15 protein-coding genes are annotated in these 16516 nt (G+C 73.5%); 8 read left to right on the forward strand and 7 right to left on the reverse strand.

Translation table 11 applies throughout. The features are described 5' to 3' along the window. The first annotated feature begins 310 nt into the window (after positions 1 to 310). The 4 genes from ACIBHY_RS42890 (at position 311) to ACIBHY_RS42905 (ending at position 5134) form a co-directional block, all read left to right on the forward strand. Positions 311 to 754, forward strand: coding sequence for a hypothetical protein (locus ACIBHY_RS42890; protein ID WP_397309722.1), 444 nt, complete (start codon positions 311 to 313; stop codon positions 752 to 754). Positions 755 to 982: 228 nt separating this feature from the next. Continuing rightward, positions 983 to 3718, forward strand: coding sequence for a hypothetical protein (locus ACIBHY_RS42895; protein ID WP_397309724.1), 2736 nt, complete (start codon positions 983 to 985; stop codon positions 3716 to 3718). Positions 3719 to 3720: 2 nt separating this feature from the next. Continuing rightward, positions 3721 to 4806 (forward strand): MFS transporter, encoded by a 1086-nt coding sequence (locus tag ACIBHY_RS42900; RefSeq protein ID WP_397309725.1) that lies wholly within the window; start codon positions 3721 to 3723, stop codon positions 4804 to 4806. Positions 4807 to 4888: 82 nt separating this feature from the next. Continuing rightward, positions 4889 to 5134: a hypothetical protein gene (locus ACIBHY_RS42905; protein ID WP_184974494.1), complete on the forward strand. Its 246-nt coding sequence runs from the start codon at positions 4889 to 4891 to the stop codon at positions 5132 to 5134. A 5-nt stretch (positions 5135 to 5139) separates the two neighbouring features. On the opposite strand, the gene ACIBHY_RS42910 is transcribed toward ACIBHY_RS42905, so the two are convergent. The 5 genes from ACIBHY_RS42910 to ACIBHY_RS42930 form a co-directional block, all read right to left on the reverse strand. Next, positions 5140 to 5778 (reverse strand): response regulator, encoded by a 639-nt coding sequence (locus ACIBHY_RS42910; RefSeq protein WP_379609464.1) that lies wholly within the window; start codon positions 5776 to 5778, stop codon positions 5140 to 5142. Then, positions 5769 to 6866: a sensor histidine kinase gene (locus tag ACIBHY_RS42915; RefSeq protein WP_397241899.1), complete on the reverse strand. Its 1098-nt coding sequence runs from the start codon at positions 6864 to 6866 to the stop codon at positions 5769 to 5771. Before ACIBHY_RS42915 ends, ACIBHY_RS42910 begins: the two co-directional genes overlap by 10 nt. A gap of 11 nt (positions 6867 to 6877) precedes the next feature. Further along, entirely contained in the window at positions 6878 to 7654 is a 777-nt protein-coding gene (locus tag ACIBHY_RS42920) for an ABC transporter permease (protein ID WP_397309727.1), read from the reverse strand. Beyond that, entirely contained in the window at positions 7651 to 8547 is an 897-nt protein-coding gene (locus ACIBHY_RS42925) for an ATP-binding cassette domain-containing protein (RefSeq protein WP_397241901.1), read from the reverse strand. The genes ACIBHY_RS42920 and ACIBHY_RS42925 overlap by 4 nt, the downstream gene beginning before the upstream one ends. Before the next feature lie 64 nt (positions 8548 to 8611). Beyond that, the gene (locus ACIBHY_RS42930) at positions 8612 to 9313 is read right to left on the reverse strand and encodes a sulfotransferase family protein (protein WP_397309728.1); all 702 of its coding nucleotides are present in this window, start codon (positions 9311 to 9313) and stop codon (positions 8612 to 8614) included. Between the two features lie 181 nt (positions 9314 to 9494). Between ACIBHY_RS42930 and ACIBHY_RS42935 the strand changes: the two genes are divergently transcribed. The 3 genes from ACIBHY_RS42935 (at position 9495) to ACIBHY_RS42945 (ending at position 12392) form a co-directional block, all read left to right on the forward strand. Next, positions 9495 to 9881: a hypothetical protein gene (locus ACIBHY_RS42935; protein ID WP_397241903.1), complete on the forward strand. Its 387-nt coding sequence runs from the start codon at positions 9495 to 9497 to the stop codon at positions 9879 to 9881. 97 nt (positions 9882 to 9978) lie between these two features. Beyond that, positions 9979 to 11382 carry a Si-specific NAD(P)(+) transhydrogenase gene (sthA, locus tag ACIBHY_RS42940; RefSeq protein ID WP_397241904.1) on the forward strand — a complete coding sequence of 468 codons (1404 nt, stop codon included), beginning with the start codon at positions 9979 to 9981 and terminating at the stop codon, positions 11380 to 11382. 77 nt (positions 11383 to 11459) lie between these two features. Next, entirely contained in the window at positions 11460 to 12392 is a 933-nt protein-coding gene (locus ACIBHY_RS42945) for a DMT family transporter (RefSeq protein ID WP_397309729.1), read from the forward strand. 4 nt (positions 12393 to 12396) lie between these two features. Here the strand turns inward: ACIBHY_RS42945 and ACIBHY_RS42950 are convergent, their stop codons facing one another. Further along, entirely contained in the window at positions 12397 to 13041 is a 645-nt protein-coding gene (locus ACIBHY_RS42950) for a DoxX family protein (protein ID WP_397241908.1), read from the reverse strand. A gap of 47 nt (positions 13042 to 13088) precedes the next feature. After that, positions 13089 to 14618 carry an MFS transporter gene (locus ACIBHY_RS42955; protein WP_397309730.1) on the reverse strand — a complete coding sequence of 510 codons (1530 nt, stop codon included), beginning with the start codon at positions 14616 to 14618 and terminating at the stop codon, positions 13089 to 13091. 183 nt (positions 14619 to 14801) lie between these two features. On the opposite strand from ACIBHY_RS42955, the gene ACIBHY_RS42960 reads away from it, so the two are divergent. Beyond that, entirely contained in the window at positions 14802 to 16514 is a 1713-nt protein-coding gene (locus ACIBHY_RS42960; RefSeq protein WP_397309731.1) for a tetratricopeptide repeat protein, read from the forward strand. Positions 16515 to 16516 lie beyond the last annotated feature (2 nt).

Consider the following 16516-nt stretch of genomic DNA (forward strand, 5'->3'; position numbering starts at 1 on the left):
TGTTATCTACAGAACCACCCGTAAGTTGGTCGTAAGGACCACAATCAGTAAGGAAGTCGTCGCCCCGACGGGGTGCGCAGGTCCAGCTCAGGGCGTTTCTTGGTCGATGGCTTGATCTTCCTGACGCGTCGCATGGTCTGCCCCCTCTCGCTTCCACGGTCACCCGGCCCGGTTGCCGCCGGGTTGGCAGGCAGTTGCAACCTAACCGCCACCTGCTGCCGCTCACAACGCATTTCTCCTGGACCTTCCGTTACGCAACCGGGTGGTGACCGGGGAACGGCCTTGGAACTGGGCGGGCATCTTCATCTGCATGAACACCAGAACGATCATCACGGCCGCCCTCGCCGCCGGCGCGCTCGGCGCCCTCACCCTCTTCCCCGGTACGGCTTCCGCCGCCAAGGACAAGTGCGCCTTCGACCCGAACCGGGTCGAGTACTCCGACAATTCCAAGGTCGCCAAGCGGCAGCACCGTACCTACTGCAAGCACGACCTCATCGGCCGCGACGGGGCCCTGACCGCCAAGGGCCGCGCCTGGAACGACCTCAGGACCGGCGCCACCCCGCCGGCCAGGACCGAGGAGCAGGCCGGCACGCAGCTCTACCGCTACCACAAGCTCGGCCTCTGGAACCCCGACAAGGTCGACTACGCCGGCGGCGCGGCCCGCGCGCTCCAGCAGTTCAAGAACTGGCACTCCAGGGAGTACCTCGACGTCAACGGTGGCTGGAACAAGCGCGGGAAGGCCCGCTTCCGCTGATCACGCGCAGCGCCTTCTCCGGCACCGGCACGCGCCGGTGGATCTCCTCTGCCGGCGCGGGCCGGGTCGCCCCGGCACCGCGCTCACCCGGCCGGCGCGACGACGTCATCGCGCGCCGTGCCCACTCCGTCCGGCGCCGGCGGGGCGGCGGCGGGGAGCCGGGGTAGCGCCGAAAAGCAGGTGTTTTCCGGACATGTGATCCCTACCGTGGAAAGCGGAGGGAGGATCATGACACGGCTGGCCTTTGGCGTGGTGACCCACCCGGGCCTGCTGGTCCGGGTGCTCGACCCCGCGCGTCCACGACAGGGCGCGGCGGTCGTCGTGGGGCCCGAGGGACGAGACCCGGCTCCCGCACTGACGGAACTGCGGCGGCTCGTGGCCGCCGGCGGCGAGGACGCCGCCGGGGCAGGGGTGGACCTGGGCGACGGGTTCCGCTCCGCGCGGCTGGCCGGGGCCGCAGGTGACCGCCGGGACGCCGTCCTCGCCGCCCTGCGTGCGCTCGGGCCCGAGCGGGCGCACCTGCTCGGGGAGCGCGCGGGGGTGCTGGTGGCGCTGTTCGGTCCCGCCGCCACCAAGCCGGTCGGCGCCGCGGCCGCCGCGGCCGTCGCCGAGGGCCGCTGGGACGCGCTCACCCTGGCCTCGGCGGCCAGCGACATCCTGGGCCCGGAGCAACTGGAAGCCCTTCTGGGCGCGTGCTCCGGATCCGACGGGATCGCCGGGCGGGGACGGGCGTCGCGGCTGGCCGTACATCTGGGACAGATCTTCGCGGACGTGCCACGGCCCCGCAGGACGGCGCCGCTCATGGACCTGTGGGAGCGGGTCGCCGCGCACCACGCGGCCGGCGCGCGGCGGGCGGCCAGGCTGGCGGTGCACGGGAAGATCGGCCGGGAGAACGAGCTGCGCGAGCTCTACCGGCGCGGCGCCGACGAGCTGATCGTGCGCCGCCTCGGGATGACCATGGGCTGGACGCCGTCGCTGGCCGACGCCGCACGCTGGACGCCGGGCCCCACCGACTGGGCGGTCATGCTGCAGACGGCCCTGGAGGACGCGATGGCCGCGACCGTCCTGCTGCGTACCGCGGTGGCCGTGGCCGACCTCGGGACCCGGGCGGGCCTGGCGAGCATGACCGCGCAGCTGAACGCGGCCGCCGGAACGGTGCAGGGCTCGCGCCGCCTGTCCGGGCAGGCGGGGCTGCCGCCGCGGCCCGGCTTCTACGTCCGCGACCTGGCCGGCCGGCCGGACCGCCCCGACCTGGCGCACCAGCGGCTGGCCAGGGCCCGCGACTACGGCGTCGTCGTGCTGAACGCGGCCGAGGGACTGCTGATCGACATCCCCGAGCACGTCCATCAGGACCTGCGGCACTGGACCGGCCGCGACCTGAGCGCCTGGCGCGCCGCGGTGCCCTTGAGCGGGGCCCGCTCTCCCCGCACCTGGGCCCAGCCGGTCCTGTGCGGCGGCGCCGAGCCGCTCTCCGCCCGGTCCGCTCAGGACGGCGGGTCCGAGGTGGTGGGCGACCTGCTCTGGCTGGCCGACCTGGCCGACGCCCTCGCCGCCGCGCACGGCCACGACGCCGCCGCGATCGCGCACGGGCCGATCGTCCCTCATGCCGACTGGGACCCCGAGCCCGCCGAGCCCGCGCCGCTGGTGCCCCGGGTGGAGTCCGTCGCGCTCGCCCTGGCGGGCGCGGCGCGGCTCGTGTCGCTGGGCGGGCGGGTCTCGCGCTGCCGTACCTGGGCGGAGCTGGTCGACGGCCTGCTCGCCGGTACGGCTGTCGCCGAGGCCCTGACCGGCGTCTTCCCGCTGCCCGATGAACTGGCCCGGCTGGAGGGCGCCCGGGTGCCCGGCACCACGGTCACGGTCCGCTGGGCGCGCGACCCGCGGGCCACGGCCGAGTGGGCCGCCTACATGGGCAACTGCATCGCCGGGCCGTACTACCTGGAGGAGGCGTCGGCGGGACGCGCCGTGCTGGCCGCGCTCGTCGACGGCGACGGACAGATCACGGCCAACGTGGAGATCAGGCCCGAACGGCACGGGTGGCGCGTGGGGGAGATCAGGGCCAGGTTCAACGCCGACCCGGAGGTGGAGCTGGAGCGCCGGGTACGGGCGTGGGCGGGGCGGCTGCCGATGCCGTCGGCACGGCTGCCGCAGCGCGCGCCCCGGCCGGTCAAAGGGCCCGGACGGCGGCCCGGACGGTTGTTCCGCGAGGCCGGGGAGCCCCTGACGGCCCTGGCCGAGCGGGCTCTCGCCGATGCGCTGCCCGCGTTGTCCGCGCTCGTCAAGGGTTTCGTGCTCAGTGCGGGCACCGAGGCAGGACTGGTGGCTCTGCGGCGGGCCGGCCGGGAGGAGATGGCACGGGCGTGCGGCGGCGCGCTGGACACGTTCGGCGCAGCCGGGCTCTGGGCGCTGACCGGCGTCCGGCCGATGAGCAGGGCGATCGGCGGGCTGGAGCCCGCGCTGGCCGCCCGGGTGGCGCCGCTGGCCAGGGACGAGCCGGTGCTGGGTTCGCTGCGCAAGCTGGCCAGGCACGCGGCGATCGCCCAGGCCAGGACGGCCGAGCTGGTGGCGCTCCGGCTGCGGCGGGCGCTGGGCGAACTGGCCGGCGCCGGTGACACGCGGCTGGCTCGCGCGATGGCCCGCCGTCCCGGCACCGGAGTGCTGTGCGCGCTGACCACCGCCGTCACCTGCTGGGGGCCCGCTGACGGCCTGGTGGCGGTGGCGCGCCCGGCGGCCGTGGAGATCCCCGGATACCCCGCCTCCAGCCTGGCCGACGAGGACGGCCCCTGGCACGGCGCCCGCCCCGGCGCCCTGGAACTCGGCGCCGACCTCGACGCCTTCTGGGACCGGATCGCCGCCCACGGCCTGCTCGCCCCGGCCGCCTGGCTGGGAAGAGGAGGCTGGCCCGTCCTGTGGCAACGCGCGTGCGAGGGCGAAAGCGGCCGGGCCGTGGTGTGGCAGCATCGGTAGGCGTGCCGCTCATCCTGGTCTGCGCTGTGTGGGGGGTGTTCTGGGGCTCGTGGGCGGCGTTGCTTCCGGCGATCAAGGAACAGCTCGCGATCTCCACGGCCGATCTCGGGCTCGCGCTGAGCGGGGTCCCGGTGGGCGCGATCCCCGCGATGGCCCTGGCCGGACGCCTGGCCAGGGGCAGGGAGCGCGCCGGGCTCACCACCGCCACGGCACTGTTCGGCCTGAGCATCCTGGTGGTCGCCTGGGCGGCCGGCGGCTCGCCGTACCTGCTGGCGGGGGCTTTGCTGCTGCTCGGGGCGGCCAGCGGCGCGCTGGACGTCACGCTGAACCTCGCCACCGGGCGGGCGGAGCGGCAGAGCGGGCGCAGGCTGTTCCAGCCGGTGTACGCCGCCTTCCCGCTGGCCGTTATCGTGGCCGCGCCCGCCACCGGCCTGGCCAGGGAGCTCGGCGCCGGCCCGGGACCCGCGCTGGTCGCCGTCGCGGTGGTGGTGCTCGGCGCGGCGTTCGCGCCGCTCTCCCTTCCCCCGGGCCCGCCCGCCGGTACGGCGAGCCGAACCACCACGCCATGGCGCCGGGCGGCACTCCTGGGCGCCCTGGCCGCCTGCGTGCTGATCATCGAGAACGCGGTCGAGCAGTGGTCCGCCCTGCTCCTGGAGGACCACCTGGGCGCCACCGCCCTGCTGTCCGGCTCCGCCCCCGCCGTCTACATGGCCGCCCTGACCGTGGGACGCCTGCTGGCCCAGGCCTGGCCGAGGCTCGGCACCCGTGCGCTGCTGGCCGTCGCCGGTCTGGGCGGCGGCGCCGGCATCGTCCTGGCCGCTCTCGCGACCTCGCCCGCCTGGGCGCTGGCCGGCTTCGCGCTGACCGGCCTGGCGCTCGGCCCGCCGGTCCCCGCCCTGCTGAGCCGCGCGGCGGCCGACGACCCGGGCGGCTCGCTGGTGGCCGCGATCTCCACCATCTCCTACGCGGGCTTCGTGGCCAGCCCGCTCCTGGTCGGCGCCCTGTCCGCGGCGGCCGGCCTGCCGGTGGCGCTGGCGTCGCTGGCCCTGCTCGCCGTTCCTCTGCTCGTGGCCGCCGCCCGGCGGTGAAGAATATGGGGCGCCGTTGGGGAAAAGGCGGGGGAGAAGGGGGTATTTCCGCCACGCATCGATCAACGAGAGGAGCACGGCCATGGCTGCCTGCGAGACCTGCGGCAACGACTACGACATGAGCTTCGAGGTGCACGCGCAGGGCGCGGTGCACACGTTCGACTCCTTCCAGTGCGCCATCCAGGCGATGGCGCCCATCTGCGAGCACTGCGGCGCGCGGGTGATCGGCCACGGCGTCCAGGTGGACCGCGCCTGGTACTGCTGTGCCCACTGCGCCCGCCAGGAAGGCGCCACCGGCATCGTCGACCGCGCCGACGCCTACGTCTAGGCGCTCTAGTCGTCCAGGTAGCGCAGGATGGCCAGCACGCGGCGGTTGTAGTCGGCGTGCTGCGGCAGCTCCAGCTTGTCGAAGATCGCGTTGACGTGCTTCTCCACCGTGCTGAGCGAGACGTGCAGCCGCTCGGCGACCGCCGTGTTGGCCAGGCCCTGCGCCAGGTGCTCCAGAACCTGGCGCTCGCGCGCGCTCAGCCGGGCCAGCGGGTCGGCGTGGGAGGTACGGGCCAGCAACTGCCTGACCACCTCGGGATCCAGGACGGTCCCGCCCGCCCGCACCCGCTCCAGCGCGTCCAGGAACTCCCCGACCTCCGAGACCCGGTCCTTCAGCAGGTAGCCGACGCCGGTGCCGGACAGCAGCCGGGCCGCGTAGGTCTTCTCCACGTACTGCGACAGGACCAGCACGCCGACCTCGGGCCGGCGCGAACGGATCTCCAGCGCCGCCCGCAGGCCCTCGTCGGTGTGGGTGGGCGGCATCCGCACGTCCACCACAGCCACCTCCGGCCGATGCTCCTCGACCGCCGCCAGCAGGGCCCCGGCGTCGCCGACCGCCGCCGCCACCTCGTGTCCGGCGTCCTCCAGCAGCCTGATCAGTCCCTCGCGCAGCAGGACCGCGTCGTCGGCCAGGATCAGCCGCACGGCAGCACCGCCCGCACGGTCGTCCCGTCGGAGCCGCTGACCACCTCGAAGCTGCCGTCGAGCGCCCGCACCCGCCTGGCCAGCCCGGACAGACCGCCGCCCGCCGGGTCGGCGCCGCCCGCGCCGTCGTCGGAGACCGTCATCACCACCATCGCCTCACCTTCCTCGCGCAGATCGACCAGGATGTCACGGGCGTGCGCGTGCTTGACGGCGTTGGTGATGGCTTCGCGGGCCACGAAGTACAGGGCGGTCTCCACCTCGGAGACGGGGCGGGCGCGCAGGCCGTACCGGACGGTGACGGGGACGCCCGCGCGCTCGGCGACTCCGTCGAGCGCGGCCCTCAGCCCGAGCTCGTCGAGCGCGGTGGGGTAGACGCGCCAGGCGACGCTGCGCAGCTCGTCGAGGAGCCTGCGCGACTCGGCGTAGGCCTGGTCGACGAGTTCCGGCGCGGCGGCGGGGCTGTGGCGGGCGCGGCCGAGCAGCATGGCCAGCGCCACGCCGTGCTGCTGCACGCCGTCGTGCAGGTCCCGCTCGATCCTGCGCCGCTCGTCGTCGACGGCGCGCACGATGCCGAGCCTGGTGTCGGTGAGCTCGGCGATGCGCCGCCGCATCAACTCCTCCGGTCCGGGCCCGAGGAAGAGTACGGCCAGCCGCCGCTCCGCCCACGCGACCAGCTCCACCGCGCCGGCGGCCAGCGCGAGCACGACCAGGCCGCCGCTCAGCCCGATCGTCCAGCTCAGCGTCTGCAGGTGCAGGCCGGGGAAGGACAGCGAGACCACGTCGAAGCGGCCGGTGATCAGCGACCACACCGAGCCGGCCAGGAACAGCCCGGCGACGAAGAGCAGCGCGAACACCGCGTATCCGCCGGTGACGCCGAGCAGCGACCGCAGCGCGAGGTAGGGGTAGGAGGGCGACCGCGGGGCGCTGTCCAGGCCGAGCCAGGCCAGCCGGCGGTGTTCGAGCCGCATGACCGCCGGGCCCCACCGCCGCCGGGCGGGCCAGGCGACGGCCAGCAGAGCGAGTTCGAGCAGGCCGGACAGCAGCCCGGCGAGCACGCCGGCCAGCCTCTTCCCGATGACTCCCGCCACGGCAGCGCAGTCTAGGCGTCGCGCCGGCGGAGGACGACGTACCCGGCGGCCAGGGCCGCCGCCGTCCACACCAGCAGCCACGCCAGCCCTTCACCCGGCGCGTACGGCATCGGCCCGCCCGTCATGTTCTCCACGCTCTCCATGAACGCCAGCCCCGCGAACATCGGCAGCCGCATCGAGGCGTCGATCAGCGCCGGCGCGCCGGTCATCATGATCAGCAGCGGCAGCCCCATCATCAGCAGGAACACTACGGTCAGCGTCCCCGCCGCGCTGCGCAGCGCCGCACCGGCGCCGACGGTCAGCACGCCCACCAGCGCGCAGAACGCCCCCAGCCTGACCAGGTCACCCGCCGTCTCACCGGCCGCCAGCGTGACCGGCACCCCGAACGGCTCCATCCGCAGCAGGACGTACGTCAGCACCGCCCCCACGGCCCCGCTCACCACCCCGGTGACGAACATCACCGGCGCCACCACCAGCGCCTTCGCCGCCAGCAGCCGCCCCCTGACCGGCGTCGCCTGCAGCGCCACCCTGATCCCGCCGGAGGAGTACTCCGAGGTCACCACCAGCATCGCCAGCGCCACCATCGCGAACTGGGCGAAGATCGCCGCCGACACGACCGGCTCCGTGGCGGCCAGCCGTTCCGTGCGCGGCTGCCCGTTGTGCGAGCCCAGCGCCGCGGCCGCCGTGACCGAGGCCAGCACCATCAGCGCCGCCGCCCCCATCAGGCACCACCAGGTCGAACGGACCGACCACAACTTGACCCACTCGGCGGAGATCGCCCGTCTCATACCCGGCTCCCGTACTCGGTGCTGTCCGCGGTCAGTTCGTGGAAGGCCTGCTCCAGCGAGGCCTCCTGAGCGCTCAGCTCGTGCAGCCTGATGCCGGCCTCGTGGGCCAGATCGCCGATCCGCTCGGTCGTCGCGCCGGTGGCCACGAGCTGGCTCTCGCCCGTCCTGGACACCTCGACGCCGGCGGCGCGCAGCCGTACCGCGAGATCTCCGGCGTGCGGGGAGCGGATCCGCACCGCGCCCGCCGCGACCACCTCGCTCAGCGGCGCGTCCACGATCAGTTTCCCGCGCCCGATCACCACCAGGTGGTCGGCGGTCAGCTGCATCTCGCTCATCAGATGGCTGGAGACGAAGACCGTCCTGCCCTCGTCGGCCAGGCCGCGCATCAGCCGCCTGATCCAGCGCACGCCGTCCGGGTCGAGCCCGTTGACCGGCTCGTCGAACATCAGCACCGCCGGGTCGCCCAGCAGCGCGGCCGCGATCCCGAGGCGCTGGCTCATGCCCAGCGACAGCGCGCCCGCGCGCCGCCCCGCCGCGCGGTCCATCCCGACGGTCTCCAGCACCTCGCCGACCCGGGCCCGGCCGATGCCGTTGCTGCGGGCCAGCGCCAGCAGATGCGCCCGCGCCGAGCGCCCCGGATGCACCGCGCGCGCGTCCAGGAGCGCGCCGACCGTCCGCAGCGGGTTCTCGATCCTGTGGTACGGCCGGCCGCCCACGAGCGCCGTGCCCGCGTCCGGCCGGTCGAGTCCGAGGATCATGCGCATCGTGGTCGATTTCCCGGCGCCGTTCGGGCCCAGGAACCCGGTCACGGCGCCGGGCCGTACCTCCAGGGTGAGGTCGTCGACCGCGGTGCGCGCGCCGTAGCGCTTGGTCAGCCCGCGTAGTGTGATCATGCGTCAACGCTAGGGAAAGCCCAGGTGAGAGGCCATGGGGGCGGACCGTCGAGTCCGATGGGGGTTAACCGCCAGTGAACGGCGAGCTCACCACTCCCTCCGTCGTCAGCCGCGCCAGCATGGCCCGCATCGCGTCGGCGTCGTTGAGATGCGGGAACGGCTCGTCCGGCACCTCGGCCCCCAGGAACGCGCACAGCGGCTCCCAGCCCTCGCGCACGTCGAAGACCAGCAGCCGCTCCGGCGCGATCGCGCGCCTGACGGTCTCGGTGTGCAGCTCGAAGAACTCCGTGGCCACCTCGACCGGCGGCATGTCGTGGGCCATCGCGAACTCCGGCCCGAACGCGGCCCGCCCGATCATGTCCGGCACGGGGTTCAGGCGGCGCATCCCGCCGAGGACCTCCTCGGCGGCGGGCGGCAGGCCGGTGGCGGCCAGCATCCTGGGGCCGTTGGAGATCAGCGCCTGCATGCTGGTGCGCCAGCGCGCCGGGTCGCGTACGGTCAGCACGACCTTGGCGTCGGGGTAGGCCTCGGCCTGTTCCCGCCAGAAGTGGCTGGCCGGCCAGTCCATGGCCGAGCGGTAGCCCGCGAGGACGTGGTCCCAGTCGAGCGCGCGCCCCTCGGCCGCGGGCAGCCAGCGGTCCACGTGGTCCGGGTGGGTGAGGATCTCGAACATGTGGTAGCAGGGACCGAAGCCCAGCCGTTCCAGTGCGGCCTTCATCGAAGAGGTTCCCGTGCGCGGGAAGCCCGCGCCGATCACGTTCAGCATGTCGCCGTCTCCTCTGCCGGAAGATGTGCCTCTGATCATCGATACGTGCCGGACGAATATCTGTCTACGAGTGCATGACTAACTGGAGAATTCTCCCGTTAGGACCTGTTGTCACGGACGAGACGTTGGCCAAGATCGCTGCGAGGGCGGTGGAAACCTCACCGCTCCCGATCGAAGGGCAATGATGAAGAACCTCCTCAAGACCGCCGTGGTGGGCGTCACCGTTGCTGCGGCCACCTTCGCTCTCGCCCAGCCCGCGCTGGCCAACTCCTTCTCCAGGAACGTGGGCGACGGCACCGTCAGCTACAACGACGGCACCGACAGCCTCTGCGTCGCGGCGTTCAACTCCGAGGGCGCCCGCTGGGTGAAGGTCAAGCTCGTCCCGCTCTCCCGCCCCGGGCCCTCGCCGACGATCACCGACAACAACAACTTCTACGGTCACCCGGGCAGCACCTGCGGCAGCTTGGCCACGGCCTACGAGGACACCCGCTACCGCGCGGACATCACCTCCTACTGGGGCGAGCGCGGCACCACCGTCACCCACAGCTCCACCACCTTCTACAGCTGATCGCCGCCGGCTTCCCGGCCCGCGCCGCCGCGCGGGCCGGGAAACGGCCGGCAGGGGGCTGGTGACCGGCGCGGAGGGGAACCGTACTGTGGGTCGTGTGACCGACTTTGACGTGCTTGTCATAGGTTCCGGGCCTGGCGGGCAGAAGGCGGCCATCGCGGCCGCCAAGCTGGAGAAGCGGGTCGCCGTCGTAGAGCGGCGCAACATGATCGGCGGCGTGTGCATCAACACCGGCACGATCCCCTCCAAGACACTGCGCGAGGCGGTGCTCTACCTCACCGGGCTCAACCAGCGCGAGATGTACGGCCAGTCCTACCGGGTCAAGGACGATGTCACGGTCGCGGACCTGGGCATCAGGACCCAGCACGTGATCGGCCGCGAGGTCGACGTGATCCGCAGCCAGCTCTCCCGCAACCACGTCGCGGTGCTGACGGGCTCGGCGCGGTTCGTGGACCCCTACACGGTGGACGTCATCGACGAGCAGGGGCGTGACGTCAAGGTCAGCGCCGCGAAGATCATCATCGCCACGGGCACCCGCCCCGCGCGCCCCGAGTCCGTGGAGTTCGACGAAGAGACGATCATCGACTCCGACGGCATCCTGAACCTGCCCGCCGTCCCCGACTCGCTGGTCGTGGTGGGCGCCGGGGTGATCGGCATCGAGTACGCCTCGATGTTCGCCGCGCTCGGCACCAAGGTCACCGTGGTCGAACGGCGCGAGCGCATGCTGGACTTCTGCGACCTGGAGATCGTCGAGGCGCTCAAGTACCACCTGCGCGACCTGGCCGTCACCTTCCGCTTCGGCGAGACCGTCGCCGCCGTCGAGAAGCGGCCACGCGGGGCGATCACGCTGCTGGAGAGCGGCAAGAAGATCCCGGCCGAGACCGTCATGTACTCCGCCGGCCGCCACGGCATGACCGACGAGCTGGGCCTGGACGCCGCGGGGCTGGCGGCCGACGACCGCGGGCGCATCTCGGTGGACTCCTGCTACCGCACCGCCGTACCGCACATCTACGCCGTCGGCGACGTGATCGGCTTCCCGTCGCTGGCCGCCACGTCGATGGAGCAGGGCCGCATCGCCGCCCACCACGCGTGCGGGGAGCCGTTGCGCGGGCTGTCGTCGCAGCAGCCGATCGGGATCTACACGATCCCCGAGGTGAGCTTCATCGGGCAGACCGAGGACGAGCTGACCCGCTCCCACGTCCCGTTCGAGGTGGGCATCTCCCGCTACCGGGAGCTGGCCAGAGGCCAGATCATCGGCGACACCTACGGCATGCTCAAGCTCCTGATCTCGCCCGAGGACCGGTCCCTGCTGGGCGTGCACGTCTTCGGCACCGGCGCCACCGAGCTGCTGCACATCGGCCAGGCCGTCATGGGCTGCGGCGGCACCGTCGACTACCTCGTGGACGCGGTCTTCAACTATCCGACGCTGGCCGAGTCGTACAAGGTCGCCGCGCTCGACGCGGTCAACAAGCTCAGAAGGGTCGCGAAGTTCGAGCTCTGAGATAGGGAGATATCCCTACGTACCCCGAGGAAAAGCCCGCTACGCTCCTGCCCGATCCATCAGACCGGGAGGGACCGATGCGGCGCTGGCTGCCCGCCTACCTCGTGCTGGCGCTCGTCTGGGGCAACAGCTTCTTCTTCATCAAAGTCGCCGTCGGCGAAATGCACCCGCTGCAGGTGTCGTTCACCCGCATGGTGATCGGCGCGGCCACGCTGCTGGCCGCCCTGGCGATCAGCCGCAAGGCGCTGCCGCGCGACCCGCGGCTCTGGGGGCACTTCCAGGTGGCCTCGGTCGTGCTGACGACGCTGCCGTTCACGCTTTTCGCCTGGGGCGAGCAGTACGTCTCCTCCGTCGTGGCCGCCATCTGGAACGCCACCACGCCCCTGTGCACGCTCGCCTTCACGCTGCTGCTGCGGGCGGAGAAGCCGACCGCGAGCCGGGTGGCGGGACTCGGGCTCGGGTTCGCCGGGGTCATGGTGGTGCTCGGCGTCTGGCAGCCGATGGCCGGCGGGCAGCTCGGGGGCAGCCTCGCCTGCTTCGCCGCCGCGCTCTGCTACGGCGTCGGCGGCGCGTACATGGGCCGGTTCATCACCGGGCGGCGTACCGAGGCGCCCGTGGCGCTGGCCACGGGCCAACTGCTCAGCGGGGCCGTGCAGCTCGGGGTGATCACCCTCGTCGCCGGAGTGCCGCTGGTGGACACCGCGGTCTCGGCCGGGGTGTGGTGGAGCATGCTCGCGCTCGGCGGGCTCGGGACCGGCGTGGCCTACCTGCTCTTGTACTGGGTGCAGGGGCAGGCGGGCGTGACGACCACCTCGACGGTGACCTATCTGCTGCCGGTCGTCGCGGCCCTGTCCGGGGTGGTGATCCTGGGCGAGGCGCTGACCTGGAACCAGCCGGTCGGCGCCGTGGTCATCCTGGTGGCCATCGCGCTGACCCAGGGGGCGATCCGGCTGGGGCGACGCCCGGCCGTACCCCTGGACGGGCCCGTGAAGACCCGCGCGGACGCCTGAGCGCTCACTCCTCCGGGGGCTTGCGCCCGCGCGCGGCGGGCGGCTTCTTGCGCCCGGCCACGAGCGTGTCGCCGGGCGCCGGCTCGTCCGTGCCCCCGTTACGGCGGCGCGGACGGGGATGCGGCGCGGTGTCCTCGGAGGCGCCGGGTGGTTCCGCGGCCGGCTCCTTCTCGGCAGGGGCGGCGAGCTCCGGCGCGGACGGCTCCCGCAACGAGGCGATGACCTGGTCGGCCTCGTTGTCGGCGGCGAACTCCGAGGCCGCCTCCGACTCCCGGCGCCTGATGACCACCATGTGGTCCACGGAGATGCGCCCGGCGCCCACGACGGCCAGCAGGATCGCGGCGGCGCCCAGGGCGATGAGCTCGTTGGTGGTGACGGGGTTGAGCGGCGGCGCGATCAGGAAGACGGCCAATGCCTCGACGAAGAGGATCAGCCCGGTGACCGGCACGGCCAGCCCGGCGATGAGCAGCGCGCCGCCGATGAGCTCGGTGAGCATGGTGACGGTGGCCCAGGCTCCGGGCGCGGGCGCGCCCTGCCTGGAGAAAGCCTCGCCCGTGGCCAGCAGCCCGACCTGCAGCTTGCTCCAGCCATTGGCGAAGAAGAGGCCGCCCACGCCGACGCGGGCCACTAAAGCGGCTATATCTCGCATTGCCTGTCTCACGGTAGATGCCTGCCCTGAACGGGACATCACACACCTCAATCGCGGCGAAGCAGCGTGGCCACCGCGAGGGCGGTCAGGCTGAGGAGGACCACGCTGACCACGACCGTCGTGTGCAGCGCGTTGACGAAGGCCCAGCGCGCGGCGCCGAGCAACTCGCGTCCGGCGTCGCCGCCAACCTGGTCGGCGACGTGGGCCGCGCCCGCCAGCGACTGCCTGGCCTGGTCCATGCCGCCTTCCGGCACACCGGGTACGGCCGGCAACGCGGGAGAGTAGGCGAGGGTGGTGACGGTGCCCAGCACGGCCACGCCGAGTCCCGCGCCGAGCTCGTAGGCGGTCTCCTCGATGGCCGCCGCCCCGCCCGCCCGCGACTCGGGGCAGGCGGACATGATCGTGTCGGAGGCCGCGAGCAGCGCCACCTGCACGCCGAACCCGATGCCGACGAAGCAGAGCGCGAGCATCACGGGATGCCCCTCGACGCCCCAGGTCAGCGTGGGCGTCAGAGAGAGCGCCACCAGCGCGAGGCCGCCGCTCATGGTGGCCCGCATGCCGATCCTCGGCAGGATGTGCGCGGCGGCCAGCCCGCCGGAGATCGCGGAGACGACCAGCGGCAGCATGCGCACGGCGGCCTGCAGCGGACTGTCTCCGAGCACGAGCTGCAGGTACTGGGCCAGCATCAGCTGGAGCCCGACCAGGGCGAAGACGCCGAGCAGCACCCCGGCGACCCCGGTGGTGAACTCCCGGCGGCGAAACAGCCCGACGTCGAGCAGCGGCGCGGCCAGCCTGCTCTGCCGCCTGACGAACCACACCAGCAGCGCCACGCCCGCCGAGAAGACCAGCAGGGCGGTGCCGAACGGCATCAGGCCGCCCGAACCCGCCTCCTTGAGCCCGAAGGCCAGCGCCAGGATGCCGAACACGGACAGGGCGGCGCTGAGCGCGTCCCAGCGGCGCCCGCCGCGCTCGCGCGACTCCGGCAGCAGGCGGGTCGCCGCGGGCAGCAGCACGAGCAGGATGGGCACGTTGATCAGGAAGACCGCGCCCCACCACCAGCCGACCAGCACGCCGCCGACGAGCGGGCCGACCGCGGCGCCTCCGGCGGCCACCGCGCTCCAGACGCCCAGCGCGACGGCGCGCTCACGCCGGTCGGTGAAGACCTGGCGGATGATCGAGAGCGTGGCCGGCATGATCATGGCCCCGCCGACGCCGAGCAGCGCGCGGGCCGCGATGAGCATGGCGGGGGTGGTCGCGGCCGAGGCCAGCGCGGAGGCCACGCCGAAGATCACGAACCCGGTCAGCACCAGCCGCTTGCGTCCGTAGCGGTCGCCGAGCGTGCCGAACAGGATGAGCAGCGGGGCCACGATGAGGGAGTAGACGTCGATGATCCACAGCAGCTGCACGGCCGAGGGCTCCAGCGCGGCCGTCAGCGCGGGCACCGCGATGTGGAGCACCGTGGCGTCCACGGTGATCAGCAACAGGCTCAGGCACAGCAGCACCAGCACGGCCCAGCGGTTGTCGTTTCCGACCCGCTGGGCCCGTTTCATGATGGGCGCGGCCTGGGTGACGGTCATGGAACCCCCTGCGGGCCGCCTCGGTCGCAACGGGCCCGCGTAAGCATGCGTGGCAGCTTAGGCGATGTGCGGCACTTGGCATAGCGGTATCGGATGATCCACACCTCACCCCCACCTCTCTAGAGAGATACAGCCATATGTCCCGATCTATGAAAGTTCTACCAACCCACCGATCATGACCCTGTGGGGAAAGACGAAACGGGCGACGACCCTGATCGATCCCCGCGCGAATGGTGCGCCCTGTCCGCGGCCCGGCTGCGCGACGGCCGCCCGGAGTCCGCGCTCGAAGCCGCCCAGAAGGCCGCGGGACTCGACCCCGACGCCGAATGGGCCCACCGCCTGATCAGCCTCGCCGAGGAACGGCTCGGCCGCGACGCCGAGGCCCTCGCGCACGCCGAGCACGCCGTACGGCTGGCCCCCGGATCCTGGCCGGCCCGCCTGCGCCTGTCCGCCGCCCAGCGCCGCGCCCCCGGCGGCTGGGAGCAGGCGGTCCGCCAGGCGGAGCTGGCCCGCGCCTTCGCCCCCGAAGAACTGACCCCGCACCTCCAGCTCGGCGACCTGGCCCTGATCCGCGGCGAGCACCGCCGGGCCAGGACCGCCTACGCCGCCGCTCTGGAGCGTGACATCGCCCACCCGCAGACCCGCGTCAACCTCGGCCTCGCCTGGCTGCGCTGGGACAGCCCACGCGCCCACCACGACCCCGCCTGGCCGCTCGACCCGCGCGAGAGCGGCCGCGCCCGGCGGGCCCTGGAAGTGTGGTCGCGCCAGACCCGCCTGCTCCTCGCCGTGGCCACGCTCGCCATCGCCTTCGCCGCCCTGAGCCTCGACCTGGGGCCGCAGGCCCGGCTGGGCGGCGCCGCCGTCCTGGTGGCCGTGGCCGTGCTGACGGTGCGGCAGGCGCGCAGGATCGGCGTGTGGGCCCACGTGCCGGCCATGTTCGGCCGCGCGCCCTGGCTGGGCACGTCGGTGGTGTCGGCTCTGGTGGCGGTGGCCGCGTTCGCCGCCTGGCTGGTGCTGCCCGCGTTCACCTCCGCGCTCGACCCGGTCTGGGCGGGACTGACCGGCATCCTCGTGCTCGGCTGGCCCGCCCTGGCCGTCCTGCACGGGCTCGGCGGCGTCTGGCGGGGGCGGCCGCTGCGGGCGCTGGAGGAGTTCGCGATGGCCCGCGGGGAGCGCGAGGGGCGGCGGAACACCGGGGTCGTGCTGTGGATCGTTCTCGGCCGGGTCTGGTCGGTTCTGGTGCCGCTGGTCCTCGGGGCGCTCGTGCTGGAGCCCCGGGCGGCGGTGGTGGCGCTGGCGGTGCCGTACCCGCTGATGGAGGCCTACCGCAAGGCCCGCCACGGCGAGGACCGCTGGCTACTCGCGGCGGCGCTGCTGGTCGTGGTGGCGGCGCCGGCGTGCGCGGCCGGGGGAGTGTTCGCGCTGGCCTGGGCGTGGTGGGCGGGCCTGGGCGCGCTCGGCGCGGTTCTGGCGCTCTTCGCGCTGCGCGGCGCGCGCGCCTGGTGGCGCGGCGCGCCGGGCCCGTGGCGGGCCTCCCTGATCATGTGCGAGCCGCTGCTCGGCGACGCCCCGTCGGTGGCCCTTTCTCCCGAGGTACGGCAGGCCTTCGCCTATGCCAGATCCGTGGTGCTCTCCTACACCGACCCTGCCGGCCCCCGCGTCGTGGGCGCGGTCGCCTCCGTGACCAGGGCCGGCGAACTGCGCCTGATCGCCGAGCCGCAGGCCTGGACCGCGGTCGAGGACTGCCCCAGGGTGGCGGTGTTCGCCGCCGACCCGCTGCAGCGCCGGTTCTGGGTGGAGGTACGCGGCATCGCCCTGGCCGGCTCCGACGCGCTGCGGGTGACGCCGAGCCACGTTCTGGTCGGGGAGTTCCCCGGGCGCCACCAGCGCCGCTAACG

Origin of the sequence: Nonomuraea sp. NPDC050547, assembly GCF_044457345.1 — a bacterium.
GTDB lineage: Bacteria > Actinomycetota > Actinomycetes > Streptosporangiales > Streptosporangiaceae > Nonomuraea.